We start from the raw sequence: 16,514 nt of genomic DNA, 5'->3' as shown, positions 1-16,514 counted from the left end.
AAGAAATAGTTGTATTAATTTATAATATTTAGTCAAAAATAATAAATAGAGATTTAAACTTAATTTATTTTAACATAAATTTATCCGATAGCAACCGCCCCTAATCCCACCACTTCTTTAAGTGGTGGAATAAGGGGCGCTAAGCTCCTGGATAAGTTCTTCTAAGCTTCAGTTGGAGTAAGTATTCCTTTTAAGCAAACTCCATCTGAAGCTAAGAATCACTTGATGAGGTAGATTATTATGAAATATAGTGGATATAATATAACCTTTACCATTGAAGATTCATTTCCTTCTATATGGAGAAACCTTGAGGTTCCTGCTAATATTAATTTTTATGAAATGCATAAGATTATACAAGCAATTTTTTCATGGACTAATAAAAAAGACTATGGTTTTTTCTTTAATGAAGAACTTGAAGTCTGTGATACCAGAAAAGAGGGAGCCAAGGTACTTTCCCTATGTAAAAATGTACTAGATATTAAAGTTCCTATAAAGAAGGTTATTAATGATTATAGTAGCTGCAAATATATCTATAACCAAAGCTGGGAAGTGAATATTTCATGGCAACGAATAACGAGTAAAGACATTAAAGAGATAAAGTGTGTTGATGGACAGCATGCATCACCTCCGGAGGAAGCTGAGGATATATATAATTATTATTCTATTTCTTGTAAATGTAATGGTAAAAGGTATTTTGATAATAAAAAATTAGCACCATTAAATGATATGGAAGAAGAAGATTGTGAGCTGAAAAAATATAATGGTTTATGTGTAAATAACTACAACACACGACTTATAAATGAGAATCTATCTAACAATTTTATTTAACACATAGCTTAAACTTCAAAACAGTACTTATCCTTTTGGATAGCTACTGTTTTTTATAATTTATCCCATAGATAACCGCCCCTAATACCCCCATTTCTTTAAGTGGTGGGATAAGGGGTGCTAAGCTCCTGGATAAGTTCTTCTAAGCTTCAGTTGGAGTAGGTATTCCTTTTAAGAAAACGACCTCTGAAGCAAAGAATCACTTGATACATAAGAATCCTCTGATAATATGCAATACAAAAAACCGAATTAATTATATAATATAAGAATAATATATGTGCATGATTATAGGGGGAGAGCAAATAATGAAGAAAAGCACTAAAGTAAAATTAATAATTATATTATTAACTCCTTTAACAATAATACTAAACATTATTACTAGAAGGTTTCCGGGATTTGTTGAGAAGTACTATTCTACATATATAAACAAATATATAAGAGAAGCCTTAAATTCCTTATCTGGTTTAGTGAAATTTTCTCTAGGGGAAATACTTTTTTATATATTAGTAATAATGCTTGTAATTTTAGTTATAAAGGTACTAATATCTATAATTAAACGAAACTTCTTGAAGGATTTATTAAATCTAGGAGTATTTCTTTCTGTGTTATATGTACTATTTATGGTACTTTGGGGGTTTAATTATAATAGAATGTCTTTGGATAAAATAATAAATGTTAAAGTTGAAAAGTCCTCAGAAAAAGATTTGTATGCCTTATGTGAAGATCTTGCTAGTAAAGCAAGCTTATTAAGAGAAAAAGTACAAGAAAATTCTCAAGGGGTAACTATATTACCAAAAGGATATAAAGAAGCATTTATAAGAGCATACAAGGGATATAGTGCAGCATCAGATATTTTTCCGGTTTTCGCGGGAAAGTATGCTCATCCTAAAGTAATTCTTTCTTCTCCTAAAATGAGTTATACAGGCATAGGGGGTGTATACATGCCCTATACTGGTGAAGCAAATGTAAATGTTAACTCTCCTGAGTTTATGATACCTAGTACTGCTACCCATGAAATGGCACATCAAAGAGGCTTTGCTAGAGAAGATGAAGCAAACTATATTGCGTACCTTACATGCACACTTCATCCAGATAATGATTTTAAATATTCAGGGGTAATGCTTGCCCTAGTACATTCTATTAATGCTTTGGCAGATAAAAATATGGAGGATTACAAAAAAATAGCTAGTAAACTATCCCCAGGAGTAAAAAGGGATCTTAAATATCAAAGTGAGTTTTGGGAAAAGTATGAAGGTAAAATAGAAAAGATATCCAATAATGTAAATGATAATTACTTAAAATCTAATGGTCAAAGTGATGGCGTAGAAAGCTATGGTAGAATGGTAGACTTACTTTTGGCAGAGTTTAAAGCTAAGAATCCTTAAAACTCCGAAACTAAATAATTTTTAATAGATAATTCATTCATATAGACATAATATAATACATATAGATCTAGTAGGTGATAAATTATGTTTAATATATGTCCTAAATGTGGTGAATATAGTAGCGATAAAATAATAGATAAAACTAAAAACTATGCCATATGCCCTGAATGTGGATATGCTCATAAGTTTGAAAGGCTACCTTTGTTTATAGTAACAGGAGCCAGTGGTACAGGAAAAAGCAGCATATGTTTAGAGTTATCTAAACACTTTAAAAAAGTGATATTTATGGAAAGTGATATACTATGGAAGCCAGAGTTTAATTTACCTAATAAAACTAAGGAATATCGTGAGATGTGGCTTAGGGTTTGCAAGAATATATCCCAAGGTGGTAAGCCAGTGATACTATGTGGATCTGTTAAGCCAGAAGAGTTAGAAGAATGCATAGAAAGAAGGTACTTTTCTAATGTACATTATTTGGCTTTAGTATGTGAAGATTCGGTAATAAGCAAAAGACTTTATAAAAGAGCAATCTGGAGAAAGCCTTTATCAGATAAATTTATAAACACGCAAATTGCTTATAATCAATGGTTTAAAAACAAAGCGCCTTATACTAATCCCCCTATGGAAACTCTTAATACTTCTGATATTTCATTACAAGAAACCTTATTAAAGGTGGAACATTGGATTGAAGAAAAACTAAGTTTAGAATAATAATATTTATAATTAAAAAACATTGTATTACAATAACTATGCTATTGTAATACAATGTTTTATTTTAATAAAGGATATAATCTTATAACATGAAACATAGAATATATTGAAAAAGCGTTGGGTACACCATGCTACAAATTATTAACATAAATATTAAGGTGGTTTATGAGATGGATATAATATGTTCTATTGGACCTAATATAAAGAGAGCAGAAGATTTGGATTTACTTGCTGAAAATGGTATGACTGCAGCAAGATTTAATTTTGCCCACGTTCAAGAAGGGGAGTATTCCTTTACTGCTTCTCTTATTAAATATCTTAAAGAAAAATATCCTGGTATTAAAATAATTCAAGATATTCAAGGCAGCAAACTTAGGATATCTACTAAATATCCTAAAGAGTTTTTAGCTACAAAAGGCCAAGAAGTATATTTTTGTACAGAAAGCTATTATAATTCCAAGAGAGCTTTAGCAGAGGAATTTAACATTATTCCCATTGCCTGTTGTGGAAATAAATTTGATTTTAGAAATGTTACACAAGTACTTATAAAAGATAGAACTATGGAGTTTGAGATAATAAATAACAGCGAAGATTTTCAAGTAATAAAGACTTTAGTTAAGCGTGGGGGGATTATAAGAGCAGAAAAGGGAGTAAATGCAGTAGGCTTTAACAGAACATTGATTAAACTTTCTCTGAAAGATAAGAAAGACATAATATTTGGTATGGAAAATGATGTGGACATAGTATGCTTATCCTATACTATAGATCCCGTTAATATTTTAGAGTTAAAGAAGTATATAAAACAGGTATATAAATACGTTAAATCAGGGAAGCTCCCTTGTATTTGGGCAAAGATAGAATGTAAAGAAGGAATTAACAATTTAAGGGATATAGTAAAAAATTGTGATGGAATAATGTTAGGAAGAGGGGATTTATTTGCAGAAGTAAACCCTTTAGATATATATTTCTGTGAGCAGCAGGTGTTAAATTTTATGAAAAGAAGCACAAAACCTCTCATTGTAGCCACTTACTTATTAGAATCTATGAAAAATAGTACACTTCCATATCTGTCAGAAATAAATGAAATATATAGATTCATGGACAAGAAGGTAGATGGTTTCATGCTAGCAGGGGAGGTTTCTTCAGGAAAATATCCTAAGGAAGCACTTGAGTTCCTGGTGAATATGGTAAATAAGTATTCTCAAGATAATATAAATAAATTGCCAAAGAAATAAGTATTAATATAAAAAGAGATCTTTTACCGTGATAAAAGATCTCTTTATTATAGGTTTATTAAATGACTATAGAGTTTTTTTATAATTTTGTCCCAATTAAATTTTTCTTTACACAAATTATAGACTGATTGAGATTCTACACTTAGGTCCTTTTTAAACATATATTTTTCCAATTCTTCAGTGAGAGCCTTTATGTCACCTGGGGAAACTAAAGCTCCATAAGTTGGCTCCACAATTTCTCTTACTATTCCTACATCAGTAGAGACTATTATATCTCCATAGGCTGCAGCCTCTATAAAAGAAATTCCAAAGCTTTCAAAATCTGAAGTGAGAGAAAAGATCTTTGCTCTCATATATTCCTCATAAAGTTTTTTTCTATCAATTATATTTCCTTTTATTTCAATTTTGTTTTTTAAATTAGGATATCTAATAAAATAATCATCAAGATATTCATAAAAACTATCTTCTACAGGACCAGCTAAAACAACTTTCCAATTTGAATATTCTACGTCTTTAACCTTTGCGAAAGCTTCTAACAGCATTGGGGTATTTTTTTCTTCGGCACCTATTCTAGCTGAGGTTAATATAATATTTTCCTTAGCTTCATAATTATATTTTACATCTATATGATCTATATAATTATAATCCACACCATTTGGGAGTATAATAAGTTTTTCCTTGCACTTTGGAAGTATTTTTATTAATTCGTAATAAAGAAACTCCTGCTCAATGCTTATTAAATCAGCCTTATCTAAAATAGTATTAAGAAGCTTCCTTTGAAAGTTACTTAGTTCAGCTATTCTTTCTATAAGCTTGTAGCTGCAATCTAGCTTAAGATATATCTTTCCTTTTTTATTCTTAAACTTATAGGAATACATATAAGCTACAGTACTTAAGGTTATGTGAAATACTTGAAGTATATCAATTTCTTTCCCATATTTAAACAGGTGTAATGCTCCGTCTAAAGTGAAGCTTTTAAAAAGTTTATTTACAAAATCTAGTTTTAATCCCTTAACCTCTTGGTTAAGATAAGGAAAATCTCCGTTTTTATACGATATTACCTTTGCATCAAATTTATAGTTTTTATACAGTTTATAAGGTATCATGCCCATATCTTTTACCAAATGCACATTGGTAGTTTTTAAATACTGCATAGCATATCTAATTCCCATTGAAAATTCTTCCTTTCTTAATTACATTCCATCATCTTCAACAATTACCTCTGGAGGGAGTTCTAATTTTTCAGGATGTTTCATAAGGGCTTTAAAATGTTTTAATGCCTTTACCAAATAATGTCCATAGGCAATACGTTCGTCTATGGTAAATACTATGTCTAATGTGCTTTTATTTGAAGTATTTCCTTCTGAATCAGTTACAGTGGTTTTGTTAATGTTGCCCATGGTTATAAATATTGATGAATTTCCCCACTCATATAGATGATGATTTAATGCTCCATGGCCTATACTTCCCAAGTTTGAAATAAAGGCGCTGGTAAATAAGGGATCTGTATCTATAAAACTTTTAGGCAATAATCCCCAATCGTTAATTTTTCTAAGAGTAAACACTATAAAAGAAATAATGGGTGAAGGTAGCTTGGATACAAAAGCCATTAGCTTATCGTCGTCTTTAGCCGCATTAGATCTGCAATATTCAATGTTTTCCTGTATTTTTTTAGAAACTTCAAAGAGGGTATCCGTTTTATTAAAATAAAGTTTTGCATTGGTTTCATCCACTTTTCCTCCTATATTCTTAAGTACTATAAAGGAAAAAGATATATAATTCCTAGCATAAATTTTTTTACCACTTATGAACCTATTAAGATAAGGGTATACAGCCATAGTCCTTACCAGAGCGGCTATAACCACGTGAAAGGTTCCAAGATTAAGTCCTGGATTTTCCTTGTTTTTTCTTTTTATATATTCCCTTGCTGAAGTAAAATCTATTTGTTCTGGGGAATAAACCAAGCTTTCTGTACGGGTTTTAAATATATATGGAAGTAATTTTTGCATGGAAGTTATATTTCTTAAAAGGTATCCATCTTTCCTAAAATTCACACCTTGTCTAGGCTTTTTTTTAGCTGGTACTTCAGTGATTATAGGGTTATTAATATTTTTGTTGGTTTCCATATGAGTTGTCCTCCTAGGAATTAATATAAATTTATAAATTATATGAATAATTAATTACATTATAATGCATAAAAGTAATAATTAATATAATTAATAATTTAATATTGATAGTATTTTCATTTATCATAAATAAAATAGAAAATCTTATCAATATATTAAAATAATCAAAATTGTTTGAAAATTTGCTTGTATAATATGTTGAATTATTGAATACAGTACTATATATTTAGAGGATAGTGATGTATATACATGTAATTTATTATTTGGTATAATATTCCACAAGAAATAGGCTATTAAATATTTTATTAGGAGGAATAAGGGTGAAAGCTGTAGCAAAAAAGTTTTTCATAGGTATATGTTTGATTCTTTTAGTAGCTATCATGGCCTCTTATTCATGGTATATGAGTTTAAAGGAGTATACCTGGAAAGATAATATGGTAATTGGAGAAAATATTAAATATGTAGATGCAGGTGAAAAAGGAACTAAGTATACTAAAGATGATTTTAAAGCTGGCAAAACCATAGGAAGATTTAAAGGTGATAAATTTTTAGGTTCTAAAACTTGGGTTATTAAACTTAAAGGTGTGGATGCTAATAAAGCTGTTTTAATTAAAGGTATTATGTTTGAATCTATTTACATAGCACAATGAAGATGAGCTAACTACAAATATATAAGCAATTTGTCATCATATAATAAATATAAGGTTCCTTGGCATATTATATTGCAAGGAACCTTTTTTTATTATTTATCTATAAATGTTATCATCTTATCCACAAGGACTTCTAAACAATCCACCAGTGGAGAATGTCCACTATCTCTTAAAACTACGTACTCCCCATGAGGTATATATTTAGCAATTTCTTCTCCCATATATGGAGGAACCACATAATCTTTATCTCCTTGAAGTATTAAAACTGGACACTTAATATCCTTTACAGACCCAGTACCTTGAGTAACCCCATTAAATTCATCGGTGATGTTAAAAGTTAAAAGAGCATAATCAACATCCACTAGGTTTCTCTGGGTGAGCATATCTTCTAAATACTCTTCATATTTTTCAGGAGATGGCTGCTTTTGAGTATAAATCACCAGATTCCATAAGCCTCTATAAAACTCTTTATCCCTATTTTTAAGAGCTTGTAATACTGGGGCTACTTGAATGGGATCTTCTGCTATCTCTTCTTTGTTCCTTAAGAATTGTCCTAAAATAGGTTGTCCTTTCTCATCCTTCTTAAACATAGGATAGCCCTTTACTCCCACAGATTCTACTAATATTATCTTCTTAACGTAATCCTTATAGTCTGCTGCAAATTGCATCACCACACCGCCACCAGTAGACCAGCCAGCAGCATAGAAGCCTTTTATGTTTATAGCATCTACAAATAGCTTCAAATCTTCAGAAAAATCCTTTAAAGAACTTATTTCGTTACTGTAGCTGGAAAATCCAAAACCTCTTAAATCTACAGCATAAATTTTATATTTATCCTGTAATTTTTCCATAACAGTATCCCAATGTTTAGATGATGACATGTTACCGTGAACTAAAAGAAGTATTTCCTCTCCCTTACCTGCTTCACGATAAGCGTAAGTTTCACCATTAGAGAGATGGACATATTGTACTTTAAAATCTTGACTCATAAATATACCCTCCTTAGGCATCTCCAAAAAATACTTCGTATCTTTGACTAGTTACTTTTTACGATGCCTTAATTCTTTTAATTTATATATAGCAATTATAATGCCATATATTCCCCGTAAAATAAGTATACTCCTATAACTTGGCATAGAAAATGCTAGTAATATAATTAAGCGTGAAAATAAGCAATAATAGCTATATTAAAGGGGGAACAGTGGAATAGAGACTTCTAAAGAGAATAAGAATACATAAAACACTATATAAGTTCATTAAAACAGTTGTAATAAAAATTTACACTGTATCAAATTTTTACAGGGGGTGTAGCAATGCTGCAGTTAATAATAAACGGATTAATAACTGGTAGTTTATATTCTTTAGCAGCTTTAGGACTAGTAATGATTTTTAAGACTTCTGACATAGTTAACTTTTCTCAAGGGGAAATGGCTATGTTCAACACATTTATGGCTTTTACTCTATTGACCACATTAAAGGTACCTTACTATTTAGCTTTTTTTCTTACTATAATCTTTGCTGCCATTATGGGATTGATAATTCAAAAAATAGTTATTGGCCCTCTTAAGGATGCTCCGCTTTTAAGCTCTATGATAGCTACCTTAGGACTAATAATGATACTTAATGGATTAGCAGGTAATATTTTCGGTTTTGAGACTAAAAGCTTCCCTAAGCTTGTACAAGGAGAAAACATTCAAATATTAGGTACTTCTGTAGAACCTAATAGCCTTGCTACCATGGGGATTACCTTTTTTATAATGCTGTTATTATTATACTTTTTCAAGTATACAAAAACAGGATTAGCCTTAAGAGCATCTGCACAGAATCCTGAAGCAGCACAGCTTATGGGAATATCGGTTAACAAGGTGGTTACTCTTACTTGGATAATAAGTGCTGTATTGTCAGGGGTGGCGGGTATGCTTATAGCTCCCATTACCTTTTTAGATGTGTCAATGATGGCGGATATGCATTTAAAATCTTTTGCCGCAGCGGTGCTAGGTGGATTTAACACCTTTGGAGGGCCTGTGGTAGGCGGGCTTTTACTAGGTATTGCAGAAAATATTTTTGGGAAATACATCTCACTATCTTGGAAAACGGTATTTTCTTTTGGTCTTATAATATTGATGCTTATTATTAAGCCTAATGGATTACTAGGAAAAACCTATAGAAAGAAGGTGTAGCAGTGGTTAAAAAGATATTGAGTTATTTAAATAAAAATAAAACTTCCATAATCATTTTAATTTTAGCCTTTTTGTTTCCAACTTTGTGTGAGCTATTAGGAGTAAAACTTCGTACAAGTACCATTACGTTGATAAACTTAGGCGGAATATATGCTATTGCAGCTATAGGATATAACATACTCTTAGGTTTTGGAGGGCAAATATCTTTAGGACATGCTGCCTTCATAGGTATAGGAGCTTATATAACTGCAAACCTTTCCATAAGATATGATGTGAATTTCATCATTGCTTTGCTTGCTTCTGTAGTGGTTACAGCTATTTTAGGGTTTATTTTAGGATTACCTGCCCTTCGTTTGGAAGGTAACTATTTAGCCATTGCTACCTTAGGTTTTGGAGTTGCTTTTGAGCATATATTTATGGAGTTTGAAGTATTTACTGGAGGCTTTTCAGGACTTAAGGGAGTTAAAGCTCCAAAAATATTTAATATAGAATTTAAAAGTAGACAAGAAATGTATTATTTAATACTAATATTCATAGTTATTGCCTTTATATTGGCTAAAAATCTTATTAATACAAAGACAGGTAGGGCACTTCAAGCTATTAGAGATAGTGAAACCGCCGCCAGCTCCTTAGGGGTAAACAGCGCTAAATACAAGACCATAGCTTTCGTAATAAGTGCTGCTTATGCTGGAGCAGCAGGAAGCCTTTGGACCTATCTCTTTAGACAGGTTTATCCTCAATCTTTTGGTATGGCAATATCATTAAATCTTTTAGCCATGATAGTTATAGGCGGATTAGGTTCTTTATGGGGATCGGTGATAGGTGCAATGTTTATGACACTATTACCAGAATATATGAAGGCTATTAAAATTACTAATGGGTCCTTTATAGCTACAGGGATTTTGTTAATATTAACCGTTATGTTTTGTCCTTATGGAATTATTCAGCTTCTTCACAAAGCTTCCTTTTATATTAAGAAATTTATATCTAAGGGAGGCAAGAATAATTTCCCTAAAAATAAAGAGCTGAAGGAGGTGCCATAATAATGAATACAGTACTTAGTGTAAATGAATTGTCCATATCCTTTGGTGGATTAAAAGCTGTGGATAATATCAGCTTTAATGTTTCTGAAAAAGATATATTTGGAGTAATAGGTCCAAATGGAGCAGGTAAAACTACTGTATTTAATATGATAAGCGGGTTTTATAAGCCGGATTCTGGCAATGTTATATTTGGAGAAGTAGATATTACAAAAAAGAAAACCCATCAGGTAATTAAATATGGTCTTACACGTACTTTTCAAAATGTAGAACTTTTTAAACATATGACAGTTATGGACAATCTTTTAGTAGGAAATCATATAAATGCAAGTTATGGAATATTATCCTCCATGTTTATGCTTCCTAAAGTATCAAAGATAGAAAATAAACAAAAAGAAAAGGCTATAGAGGTTTTAAAATTCTTAGGATTAGAAAATTACGCAAGCAGCCTGGTTTTTAACTTACCCTATGGTATACAGAAATTAGTGGAACTAGGAAGAGCGCTTATATCAGAACCAAAAGTACTTCTTTTAGACGAACCTGCAGCTGGAATGAATGATACTGAAACAAAAATGTTAGGTGACAGGATTAAAAATATAAGAGATAAATTTGGAATTACAGTGCTATTGGTAGAACATGATATGAATTTAGTTATGAATATATGCGACAGGATTGCTGTTATGAATTTTGGAAAGAAAATAGCAGAAGGCATACCAAAAGAGATACAGAGTAATCCTATGGTAATAGAAGCTTATTTAGGGGAGGAGGTATAAATAATGCTAAAGGTAAGCGACTTGCATGTGAATTACGGCTTTATAAAAGCTGTAAAAGGCATTGATTTTCATATCCCAGAAGGAAAGATAGTAAGTATTCTTGGAGCTAATGGGGCAGGAAAGACCTCTACTCTTAAAGCTTTGTCAGGCATAGTCCCTATATCTAAAGGAAGTATTGAACTAGAAGATAAAAAAATTGATGGTAAACAAGCTTATGAAATAGTAAAACAGGGGATAATACATTGTCCTGAAGGTAGAAAAATATTTCCACAATTTACTGTAGAAGAAAATTTAAAAGTAGGTAGTTATGTTCTAGGTGATAACAATGAAGTTAAAGAGAATTTTTCTAAGGTTTACGAATATTTTCCTAGGCTTAGAGAAAGAAAGAACCAGATAGCAGGAACACTGAGTGGAGGGGAGCAACAAATGCTTGCTATAGGTAGAGGTTTAATGGCAAGCCCAAAACTCTTTATTCTAGACGAGCCTTCTCTAGGATTGGCTCCCATAATAGTAAAAGAGATCTTTCAAATAATTAAAGAAATAAACAAACAAGGGGTTACAGTGCTCTTAGTAGAACAAAATGCTTTTCAAACCTTAAAAATCGCAGATTATGTATATGTTCTAGAAACAGGAAACATCGTTTTAGAAGGTACTGCTGAGGTTATAAGAAATGATGAAAGTGTTAAAAAATCCTACTTGGGTGGTTAACCTAGGGAGGGTTAAATAATAAGTTTATATTTTAGGAGGGTATTTTATGTTAAAAAGAAATTTAAGTATCATATTAAGTGCTATACTTTCAGTGTCCTTGTTAGCTGGATGCGGAAAGAGCGGAGAAGAAGGCAAAGCAGGTAAAGAAAAGGTAGCGCAAGGGGTTACAGACACTACTATAAAAGTTGGAACCATGGGACCAACCTCCGGATCCTTAGCCATAGTAGGAATGCCTATGCTTCATGGCATGGAAGCCTATTTTAAAATGGTTAATGAGGAAGGAGGAATAAACGGTAAAAAAATAGAATTAATATCTAAGGATGATGGATTTAAAGCAGATATAGCTCTTCAAAAGGCAGAGGAATTAGTAGAAAAGGATCAAGTATTTGCCATAGTAGGACAATTAGGTACACCAGGTTGTCTTGCTAGTATAGACTATTTTAAAGAAAAAGGAATACCTGCAGTTTATCAAGGTAGTGGTTCTAGTGAGTTTTCTAAAGTTAAAGGAAATTACTTCCCAGTGCAGCCTAACTACACCTTTGAAGGTGGTTTAATGGTTAAATATGCTTTAGATAATTTAAAAGCAAATAAAATAGCTGTTATTTATGAGAATAATGATATTGGTAAAGAAGGACTTGCAGGGGTAAAGGCTAAACTAAAAGCTATAAGTAAAGACAGTGCTTTAGTAGCGGAAGTACCATACAATCCTACAGATACAGATTTCTCCACTCACGTACAAAAGCTTAATGAAGCAAAGCCTGATGTAACCATAATATATGGAAACGCAAAGCCTGCTGCAGGTATCACTGTAGAATCTAAAAAACAAGGCTTTAAAACTCAATTTTTAGCTACTTATATAGTTGCAGACGTAACTCTTTTCCAATTAGCTAAAGATGCATGGAATGATGTGATTACCGCTGCCTGGGTGGCAGATATTACAGACCCTAACAACAAAGCAGCTCAAAAATTCATTGAAGCCTTTAAAAAGTACTATCCTAATGAAACACCTAACGCTTATGCAGTAGCTGGATGGGTAGCCGCGCAGGTATTTACAGAGGGCCTAAAGAACACTAAAGGTGACTTAACTTGGGAAAACTTCCAAAAGGGTATGGAAAGCATTAAAGATTTCAGCGATGGTATGGCAAAGGGAATAACCTATACCCCAGATAGACGTAATGGTGTTGAAAAGATGTACTTTATGAAAGCAAAGTATGTAGATGATAAAAACTTTAAATATGAAGTTATATCAGACTTCCTAGGAGGAGAATAAAATATAAATGCCTAAAATTAAAATAAATGAACATGAGCTTTATTATAAGATATACGGTGAAGGTGAACCAGTGATATTTTTAAATGGAATAATGATGAGCACTTTAAGTTGGAAGCCATTCACTGAAAGTTTAAAGGGCTATAAGTTAATTCTTTTAGACCTTATAGATCAAGGGCAGTCTTCCAAGGCAGAAGATTATTATGATCAGGAAATCCATGTGGATATGATAAAAGAATTTATGGATAAGCTATCCTTAGAAAAGGTACATCTTTTTGGTGTATCTTACGGGGGAGAAGTGGCCATGAGATTTGCTCTTAAGTATGAAAATAGATTAAATACTTTACTTTTAAGCAATACCACTAGTAAGACCACCAATATGTTAAAGGATATTGAAAAGCTTTGGGATTTTGCTGCTTCCACCTATGATGGACATGTGTTTTTTAAAGCTACCATGCCTTTCATTTATTCTCACAAGTTTTATGAGGAAAATAGTAAATGGCTAGAAGATAGAGAAAATCTCTTTTGCAAAGTCTTTACTAAAGATTGGTACGAAGGCTTTAGAAGAGCAGCAAGGAGTGCTTCTTCTTTAAATCTAACCGATGAGCTTCACTGTATCTCCTTGCCAACTCTTATCATAGGCAGCGATATGGATATAATAACTCCTTTAGCTTATCAACATATACTCCATGAGGAGATAAAACATTCTCATATGGTGGTTATAAAGGATGCAGGACATGCATCCATGTATGAAAAACCTTATGAATTCGTTTCTATTTTAAAAGGTTTTTTAGATACCGCTAAATACAAAATTTTAATCCCCTAATATTTTAGATCTTAGGATAACAATACATTCCTTGCATTGTTATCCTGTTTTTATTATGATATACTTGGAATATATTGAAAATATTTCTATATACTAAATTGATAATGGGGTGAAGCATATGAGAAGTCTAGCGATGGATACACAGTTTATGTCTTTTTGCTATGATGTATTTGATAAGCTGCCTTTAGCTGTAAACATACTAGATCAAGATGGAAAAATAATTTTTATCAATAAGACCTTTTGTAATTTTTTAGGTGTAACAGTAGGGGATTCTTTAGGGAGATTAGTAACCGAAGTTAACTCAAATTCTAAATTTTTAGACGTACTCAAAAGCAAACAAGCAGAAATAGCATGTAAACATAAATTTCACAATGGAAAAGATGCCATAGTGCACAGGATACCAATTTTTGATGATGACGGTAATGTCATTGGTGGTTTCGGTATGGTGCTTTTTGATGATGTAGATAAAATGCAGGAAGTACTAGATAAGTTTAAAGCGGTAGATAAAGAACTTAGATTATATAAAAATGAAATGGCTAGGCTAAACTCTGCAAAGTATGACCTTAATGATATAATAGGTGAATCTGAACAAATCATCAACTGCAAGAAAAAGGTTAAAAAGATGGCTAAGGTAAACTCAAATGTGCTTATACTAGGTGAGAGTGGAGTGGGAAAGGAGCTTTTTGCTCATTCTATTCATAACCAAGGCCCTAGAAAAAATAATGCCTTTGTAAGCATAAATTGTTCTGCCATACCTGAAAACCTCATAGAATCAGAGCTATTTGGCTATGAAGAAGGGTCCTTTACCGGAGCTAAAAGAGGGGGAAACATAGGAAAGTTTCAATTAGCAGAAGGAGGAACCATTTTCCTTGACGAAATTGCAGAAATGCCATTGCATATGCAAGTTAAGTTATTAAGAGTACTACAGGAAAAAGAAGTTATGCCCATAGGAGGAAAGTCCCCCATACCTATAAATGTCAGGGTGGTATGTGCTACCTGCAGAAACTTAGAAGAAATGGTGGCGGAGGGAAAGTTTAGAGAGGACCTTTATTATAGGTTAAATGTACTTACTTTAGATATTCCTCCATTAAGAGAACGTGCTAAAGATATTCCACTATTAGCAGAGAGATTTCTTACAAGCTTTTATAAGGAAACAGGAATGTACAGGCATATACCTAAAAACATAATGGAAATATTAATTCAGTATCCTTGGCATGGAAATGTAAGAGAGCTTAGAAATATATTGGAAAAGATTTGTGTTAACGCTGATGACATAAATATAACTTTATCAGATTTACCACCCCATATTGTAAACGAAACCTTAAAGAAAAAATATATAAGCACCACAGAAGGCGGATTAAATGATATTTTAAACAAAATTGAGAAAGAAATAATCATAGAAATGCTGAAAGAATGCAACTATAATAAATCTGAAGCCTCCAAGAAATTAAATATACCTAGAGCTTCTTTATATAGAAAAATTGAGGAGTATGGCATAGAATTAAAGATGTAGCAATAGTATACAATGTTATATATTGATACATAAGATATTTGTATATATATACCTAAATAAGTGATAGGTTAGCCAGCAGTGTAAGAACTGCTGGTTTTTTATATAATTTATTCCACTTTAAGCGAGGTTTTTATATAATTTATTCCCATTTATGAGGCTATGGAAACTTTGGCATAAATTTTGCTCTTATAACTTATTAGAGGAAAATAAAGCCTGTTATGGGAGGTAATATTATGAGAAAACATGTTGGAATTATGGGATTTGGTATATATCTGCCAGAGAAAACATTATCTGCTAAGGATGTAAGCGATTTAACTGGAGGATGTTGGAGTGAAGAAGCAGTTATTGGCAAGCTAGGCTTTGAAAAGAAAACCATTGCAGGAGAAAAAGATGGTACTCAAGAAATGGGATATTTTGCTGCTCTAGATTGTTTGAAAAATACCGAAGTAGATCCTATGGAAATCGATGCTATTATCTGTATAGGTGAAGAATGGAAAGAGTATCCTCTTACCACTTCAGCTATATATATTCAAGAAAAAATCGGAGCATATAGAGCTATAGGCTTTGATATAGCTCAAAGGTGCTGCACAGAGATCACAGCTTTAAAAATAGCCAAGGATATGATGTTGTCAGATGATAACATGAATACCATATTGGTTTGCGGTGGATACAGAAATGGAGATTTTATTGACTACAAAAATAATAGGGTAAGTTTTATGTTTAACTTGGCTGCCGGAGGGGGAGCTGTGATGCTTAGAAAAAATTATGGGAGAAATGAGCTTTTAGAAACTTCCATAATAACCGATGGATCCTTTGCCAGAGATGTGGGAGTTATTTATGGAGGAACAGAAAATCCTATAAATGTTGAAAATTTAGAAAATGCTTATAAAGCTTTAGATGTTATGGATGTAGAAGGAATGAAGGAAAGATTAAATGAAAAGTCTACTCCTAACTTTCTTAAAGTAATAAGAGATTCTGTAAAGAAAAGTGGATATAGTGAAAAAGATATAGATTATTTAGCTATGATACATTTTAAATATTCTGCCCATAAATATATCCTAAATGAATTAGGGGTACCAGAATCAAAATCTATATACCTCAAGGATTATGGTCATTTAGGGCAGCTAGATCAAATACTTTCTATGAACCTTGCTTTAGAGGAAGGAAAAATAAAGGATGGAGATATTATAGTTACAGTAGGGGCAGGTATTGGATATGCTTGGGCCGCTAATACTATTAAATGGGGACAGATTTCTTAAGTAGAGGAGGAAA

16 protein-coding genes are annotated in these 16,514 nt (G+C 32.0%); 13 read left to right on the top strand and 3 right to left on the bottom strand.

Annotation, left to right across the window (positions count from 1 at the left end; translation table 11 throughout):
* Window positions 1-240: 240 nt before the first annotated feature.
* The 4 genes from BUA82_RS11325 (at window position 241) to BUA82_RS11310 (ending at window position 4,159) form a co-directional block, all read left to right on the top strand.
* Complete coding sequence (locus BUA82_RS11325; protein WP_073008000.1) at window positions 241-828, top strand: IS1096 element passenger TnpR family protein; 588 nt, start codon at window positions 241-243, stop codon at window positions 826-828.
* Between the two features lie 305 nt (window positions 829-1,133).
* Window positions 1,134-2,213 (top strand): DUF3810 domain-containing protein, encoded by a 1,080-nt coding sequence (locus tag BUA82_RS11320; RefSeq protein WP_073007998.1) that lies wholly within the window; start codon window positions 1,134-1,136, stop codon window positions 2,211-2,213.
* Window positions 2,214-2,297: 84 nt separating this feature from the next.
* Window positions 2,298-2,924, top strand: a complete 627-nt coding sequence (locus tag BUA82_RS11315; RefSeq protein ID WP_073007995.1) for a P-loop nucleotide/nucleoside kinase family protein — start codon at window positions 2,298-2,300, stop codon at window positions 2,922-2,924.
* Window positions 2,925-3,094: 170 nt separating this feature from the next.
* On the top strand, window positions 3,095-4,159 hold the full coding sequence (locus BUA82_RS11310; protein ID WP_073007992.1) for a pyruvate kinase: 1,065 nt from the start codon (window positions 3,095-3,097) through the stop codon (window positions 4,157-4,159).
* Between the two features lie 47 nt (window positions 4,160-4,206).
* Here the strand turns inward: BUA82_RS11310 and BUA82_RS11305 are convergent, their stop codons facing one another.
* Together BUA82_RS11305 and BUA82_RS11300 are read right to left on the bottom strand one after the other, a co-directional pair.
* Complete coding sequence (locus BUA82_RS11305) at window positions 4,207-5,331, bottom strand: glycosyltransferase family 4 protein (protein WP_242948962.1); 1,125 nt, start codon at window positions 5,329-5,331, stop codon at window positions 4,207-4,209.
* Between the two features lie 21 nt (window positions 5,332-5,352).
* Window positions 5,353-6,285: a 2-oxo acid dehydrogenase subunit E2 gene (locus tag BUA82_RS11300; protein WP_073007988.1), complete on the bottom strand. Its 933-nt coding sequence runs from the start codon at window positions 6,283-6,285 to the stop codon at window positions 5,353-5,355.
* 320 nt (window positions 6,286-6,605) lie between these two features.
* Here BUA82_RS11300 and BUA82_RS11295 point away from each other — a divergent pair, with 320 nt between their 5' ends.
* Window positions 6,606-6,935: a hypothetical protein gene (locus BUA82_RS11295; protein WP_073007985.1), complete on the top strand. Its 330-nt coding sequence runs from the start codon at window positions 6,606-6,608 to the stop codon at window positions 6,933-6,935.
* A 92-nt stretch (window positions 6,936-7,027) separates the two neighbouring features.
* Here the strand turns inward: BUA82_RS11295 and phaZ are convergent, their stop codons facing one another.
* On the bottom strand, window positions 7,028-7,924 hold the full coding sequence (gene phaZ / locus BUA82_RS11290) for an intracellular short-chain-length polyhydroxyalkanoate depolymerase (RefSeq protein WP_073007982.1): 897 nt from the start codon (window positions 7,922-7,924) through the stop codon (window positions 7,028-7,030).
* 324 nt (window positions 7,925-8,248) lie between these two features.
* On the opposite strand from phaZ, the gene BUA82_RS11285 reads away from it, so the two are divergent.
* The 8 genes from BUA82_RS11285 to BUA82_RS11250 all read left to right on the top strand — a co-directional run bounded on the left by BUA82_RS11285 (window position 8,249) and on the right by BUA82_RS11250 (window position 16,501).
* Window positions 8,249-9,115: a branched-chain amino acid ABC transporter permease gene (locus BUA82_RS11285; RefSeq protein ID WP_073007979.1), complete on the top strand. Its 867-nt coding sequence runs from the start codon at window positions 8,249-8,251 to the stop codon at window positions 9,113-9,115.
* 2 nt (window positions 9,116-9,117) lie between these two features.
* On the top strand, window positions 9,118-10,158 hold the full coding sequence (locus tag BUA82_RS11280; protein ID WP_073007976.1) for a branched-chain amino acid ABC transporter permease: 1,041 nt from the start codon (window positions 9,118-9,120) through the stop codon (window positions 10,156-10,158).
* 2 nt (window positions 10,159-10,160) lie between these two features.
* Window positions 10,161-10,928 (top strand): ABC transporter ATP-binding protein, encoded by a 768-nt coding sequence (locus BUA82_RS11275; protein WP_083599904.1) that lies wholly within the window; start codon window positions 10,161-10,163, stop codon window positions 10,926-10,928.
* Window positions 10,929-10,931: 3 nt separating this feature from the next.
* Window positions 10,932-11,636 (top strand): ABC transporter ATP-binding protein, encoded by a 705-nt coding sequence (locus BUA82_RS11270; RefSeq protein WP_073007970.1) that lies wholly within the window; start codon window positions 10,932-10,934, stop codon window positions 11,634-11,636.
* Between the two features lie 46 nt (window positions 11,637-11,682).
* Entirely contained in the window at window positions 11,683-12,906 is a 1,224-nt protein-coding gene (locus BUA82_RS11265; protein WP_073007967.1) for an ABC transporter substrate-binding protein, read from the top strand.
* 7 nt (window positions 12,907-12,913) lie between these two features.
* A complete protein-coding gene (locus tag BUA82_RS11260) occupies window positions 12,914-13,729 on the top strand; it encodes an alpha/beta fold hydrolase (RefSeq protein ID WP_073007965.1) in 816 nt (271 codons plus the stop codon).
* A 118-nt stretch (window positions 13,730-13,847) separates the two neighbouring features.
* Window positions 13,848-15,242 carry a sigma-54 interaction domain-containing protein gene (locus BUA82_RS11255; protein WP_073007962.1) on the top strand — a complete coding sequence of 465 codons (1,395 nt, stop codon included), beginning with the start codon at window positions 13,848-13,850 and terminating at the stop codon, window positions 15,240-15,242.
* Between the two features lie 233 nt (window positions 15,243-15,475).
* Window positions 15,476-16,501 carry a 3-oxoacyl-ACP synthase gene (locus BUA82_RS11250; protein WP_207650301.1) on the top strand — a complete coding sequence of 342 codons (1,026 nt, stop codon included), beginning with the start codon at window positions 15,476-15,478 and terminating at the stop codon, window positions 16,499-16,501.
* Window positions 16,502-16,514 lie beyond the last annotated feature (13 nt).

This window comes from Clostridium amylolyticum (genome assembly GCF_900142075.1).
GTDB classification, from domain to species: Bacteria; Bacillota; Clostridia; order Clostridiales; family Clostridiaceae; genus Clostridium_AA; species Clostridium_AA amylolyticum.
This window is presented reverse-complemented; position numbering and strand designations above follow the sequence as displayed.

Bases quoted from the DNA above. Each gene is read 5' to 3' on its own strand.
- BUA82_RS11325 (WP_073008000.1), top strand. From the start codon at position 241: ATGAAATATAGTGGATATAATATAACCTTTACCATTGAAGATTCATTT.
- BUA82_RS11265 (WP_073007967.1), top strand. From the start codon at position 11,683: ATGTTAAAAAGAAATTTAAGTATCATATTAAGTGCTATACTTTCAGTG.
- BUA82_RS11305 (WP_242948962.1), bottom strand. From the start codon at position 5,331: ATGGGAATTAGATATGCTATGCAGTATTTAAAAACTACCAATGTGCAT.
- BUA82_RS11300 (WP_073007988.1), bottom strand. From the start codon at position 6,285: ATGGAAACCAACAAAAATATTAATAACCCTATAATCACTGAAGTACCA.
- phaZ (WP_073007982.1), bottom strand. From the start codon at position 7,924: ATGAGTCAAGATTTTAAAGTACAATATGTCCATCTCTCTAATGGTGAA.
- BUA82_RS11315 (WP_073007995.1), top strand. From the start codon at position 2,298: ATGTTTAATATATGTCCTAAATGTGGTGAATATAGTAGCGATAAAATA.
- BUA82_RS11275 (WP_083599904.1), top strand. From the start codon at position 10,161: ATGAATACAGTACTTAGTGTAAATGAATTGTCCATATCCTTTGGTGGA.
- BUA82_RS11250 (WP_207650301.1), top strand. From the start codon at position 15,476: ATGAGAAAACATGTTGGAATTATGGGATTTGGTATATATCTGCCAGAG.
- BUA82_RS11255 (WP_073007962.1), top strand. From the start codon at position 13,848: ATGAGAAGTCTAGCGATGGATACACAGTTTATGTCTTTTTGCTATGAT.
- BUA82_RS11285 (WP_073007979.1), top strand. From the start codon at position 8,249: ATGCTGCAGTTAATAATAAACGGATTAATAACTGGTAGTTTATATTCT.
- BUA82_RS11310 (WP_073007992.1), top strand. From the start codon at position 3,095: ATGGATATAATATGTTCTATTGGACCTAATATAAAGAGAGCAGAAGAT.
- BUA82_RS11320 (WP_073007998.1), top strand. From the start codon at position 1,134: ATGAAGAAAAGCACTAAAGTAAAATTAATAATTATATTATTAACTCCT.
- BUA82_RS11260 (WP_073007965.1), top strand. From the start codon at position 12,914: ATGCCTAAAATTAAAATAAATGAACATGAGCTTTATTATAAGATATAC.
- BUA82_RS11270 (WP_073007970.1), top strand. From the start codon at position 10,932: ATGCTAAAGGTAAGCGACTTGCATGTGAATTACGGCTTTATAAAAGCT.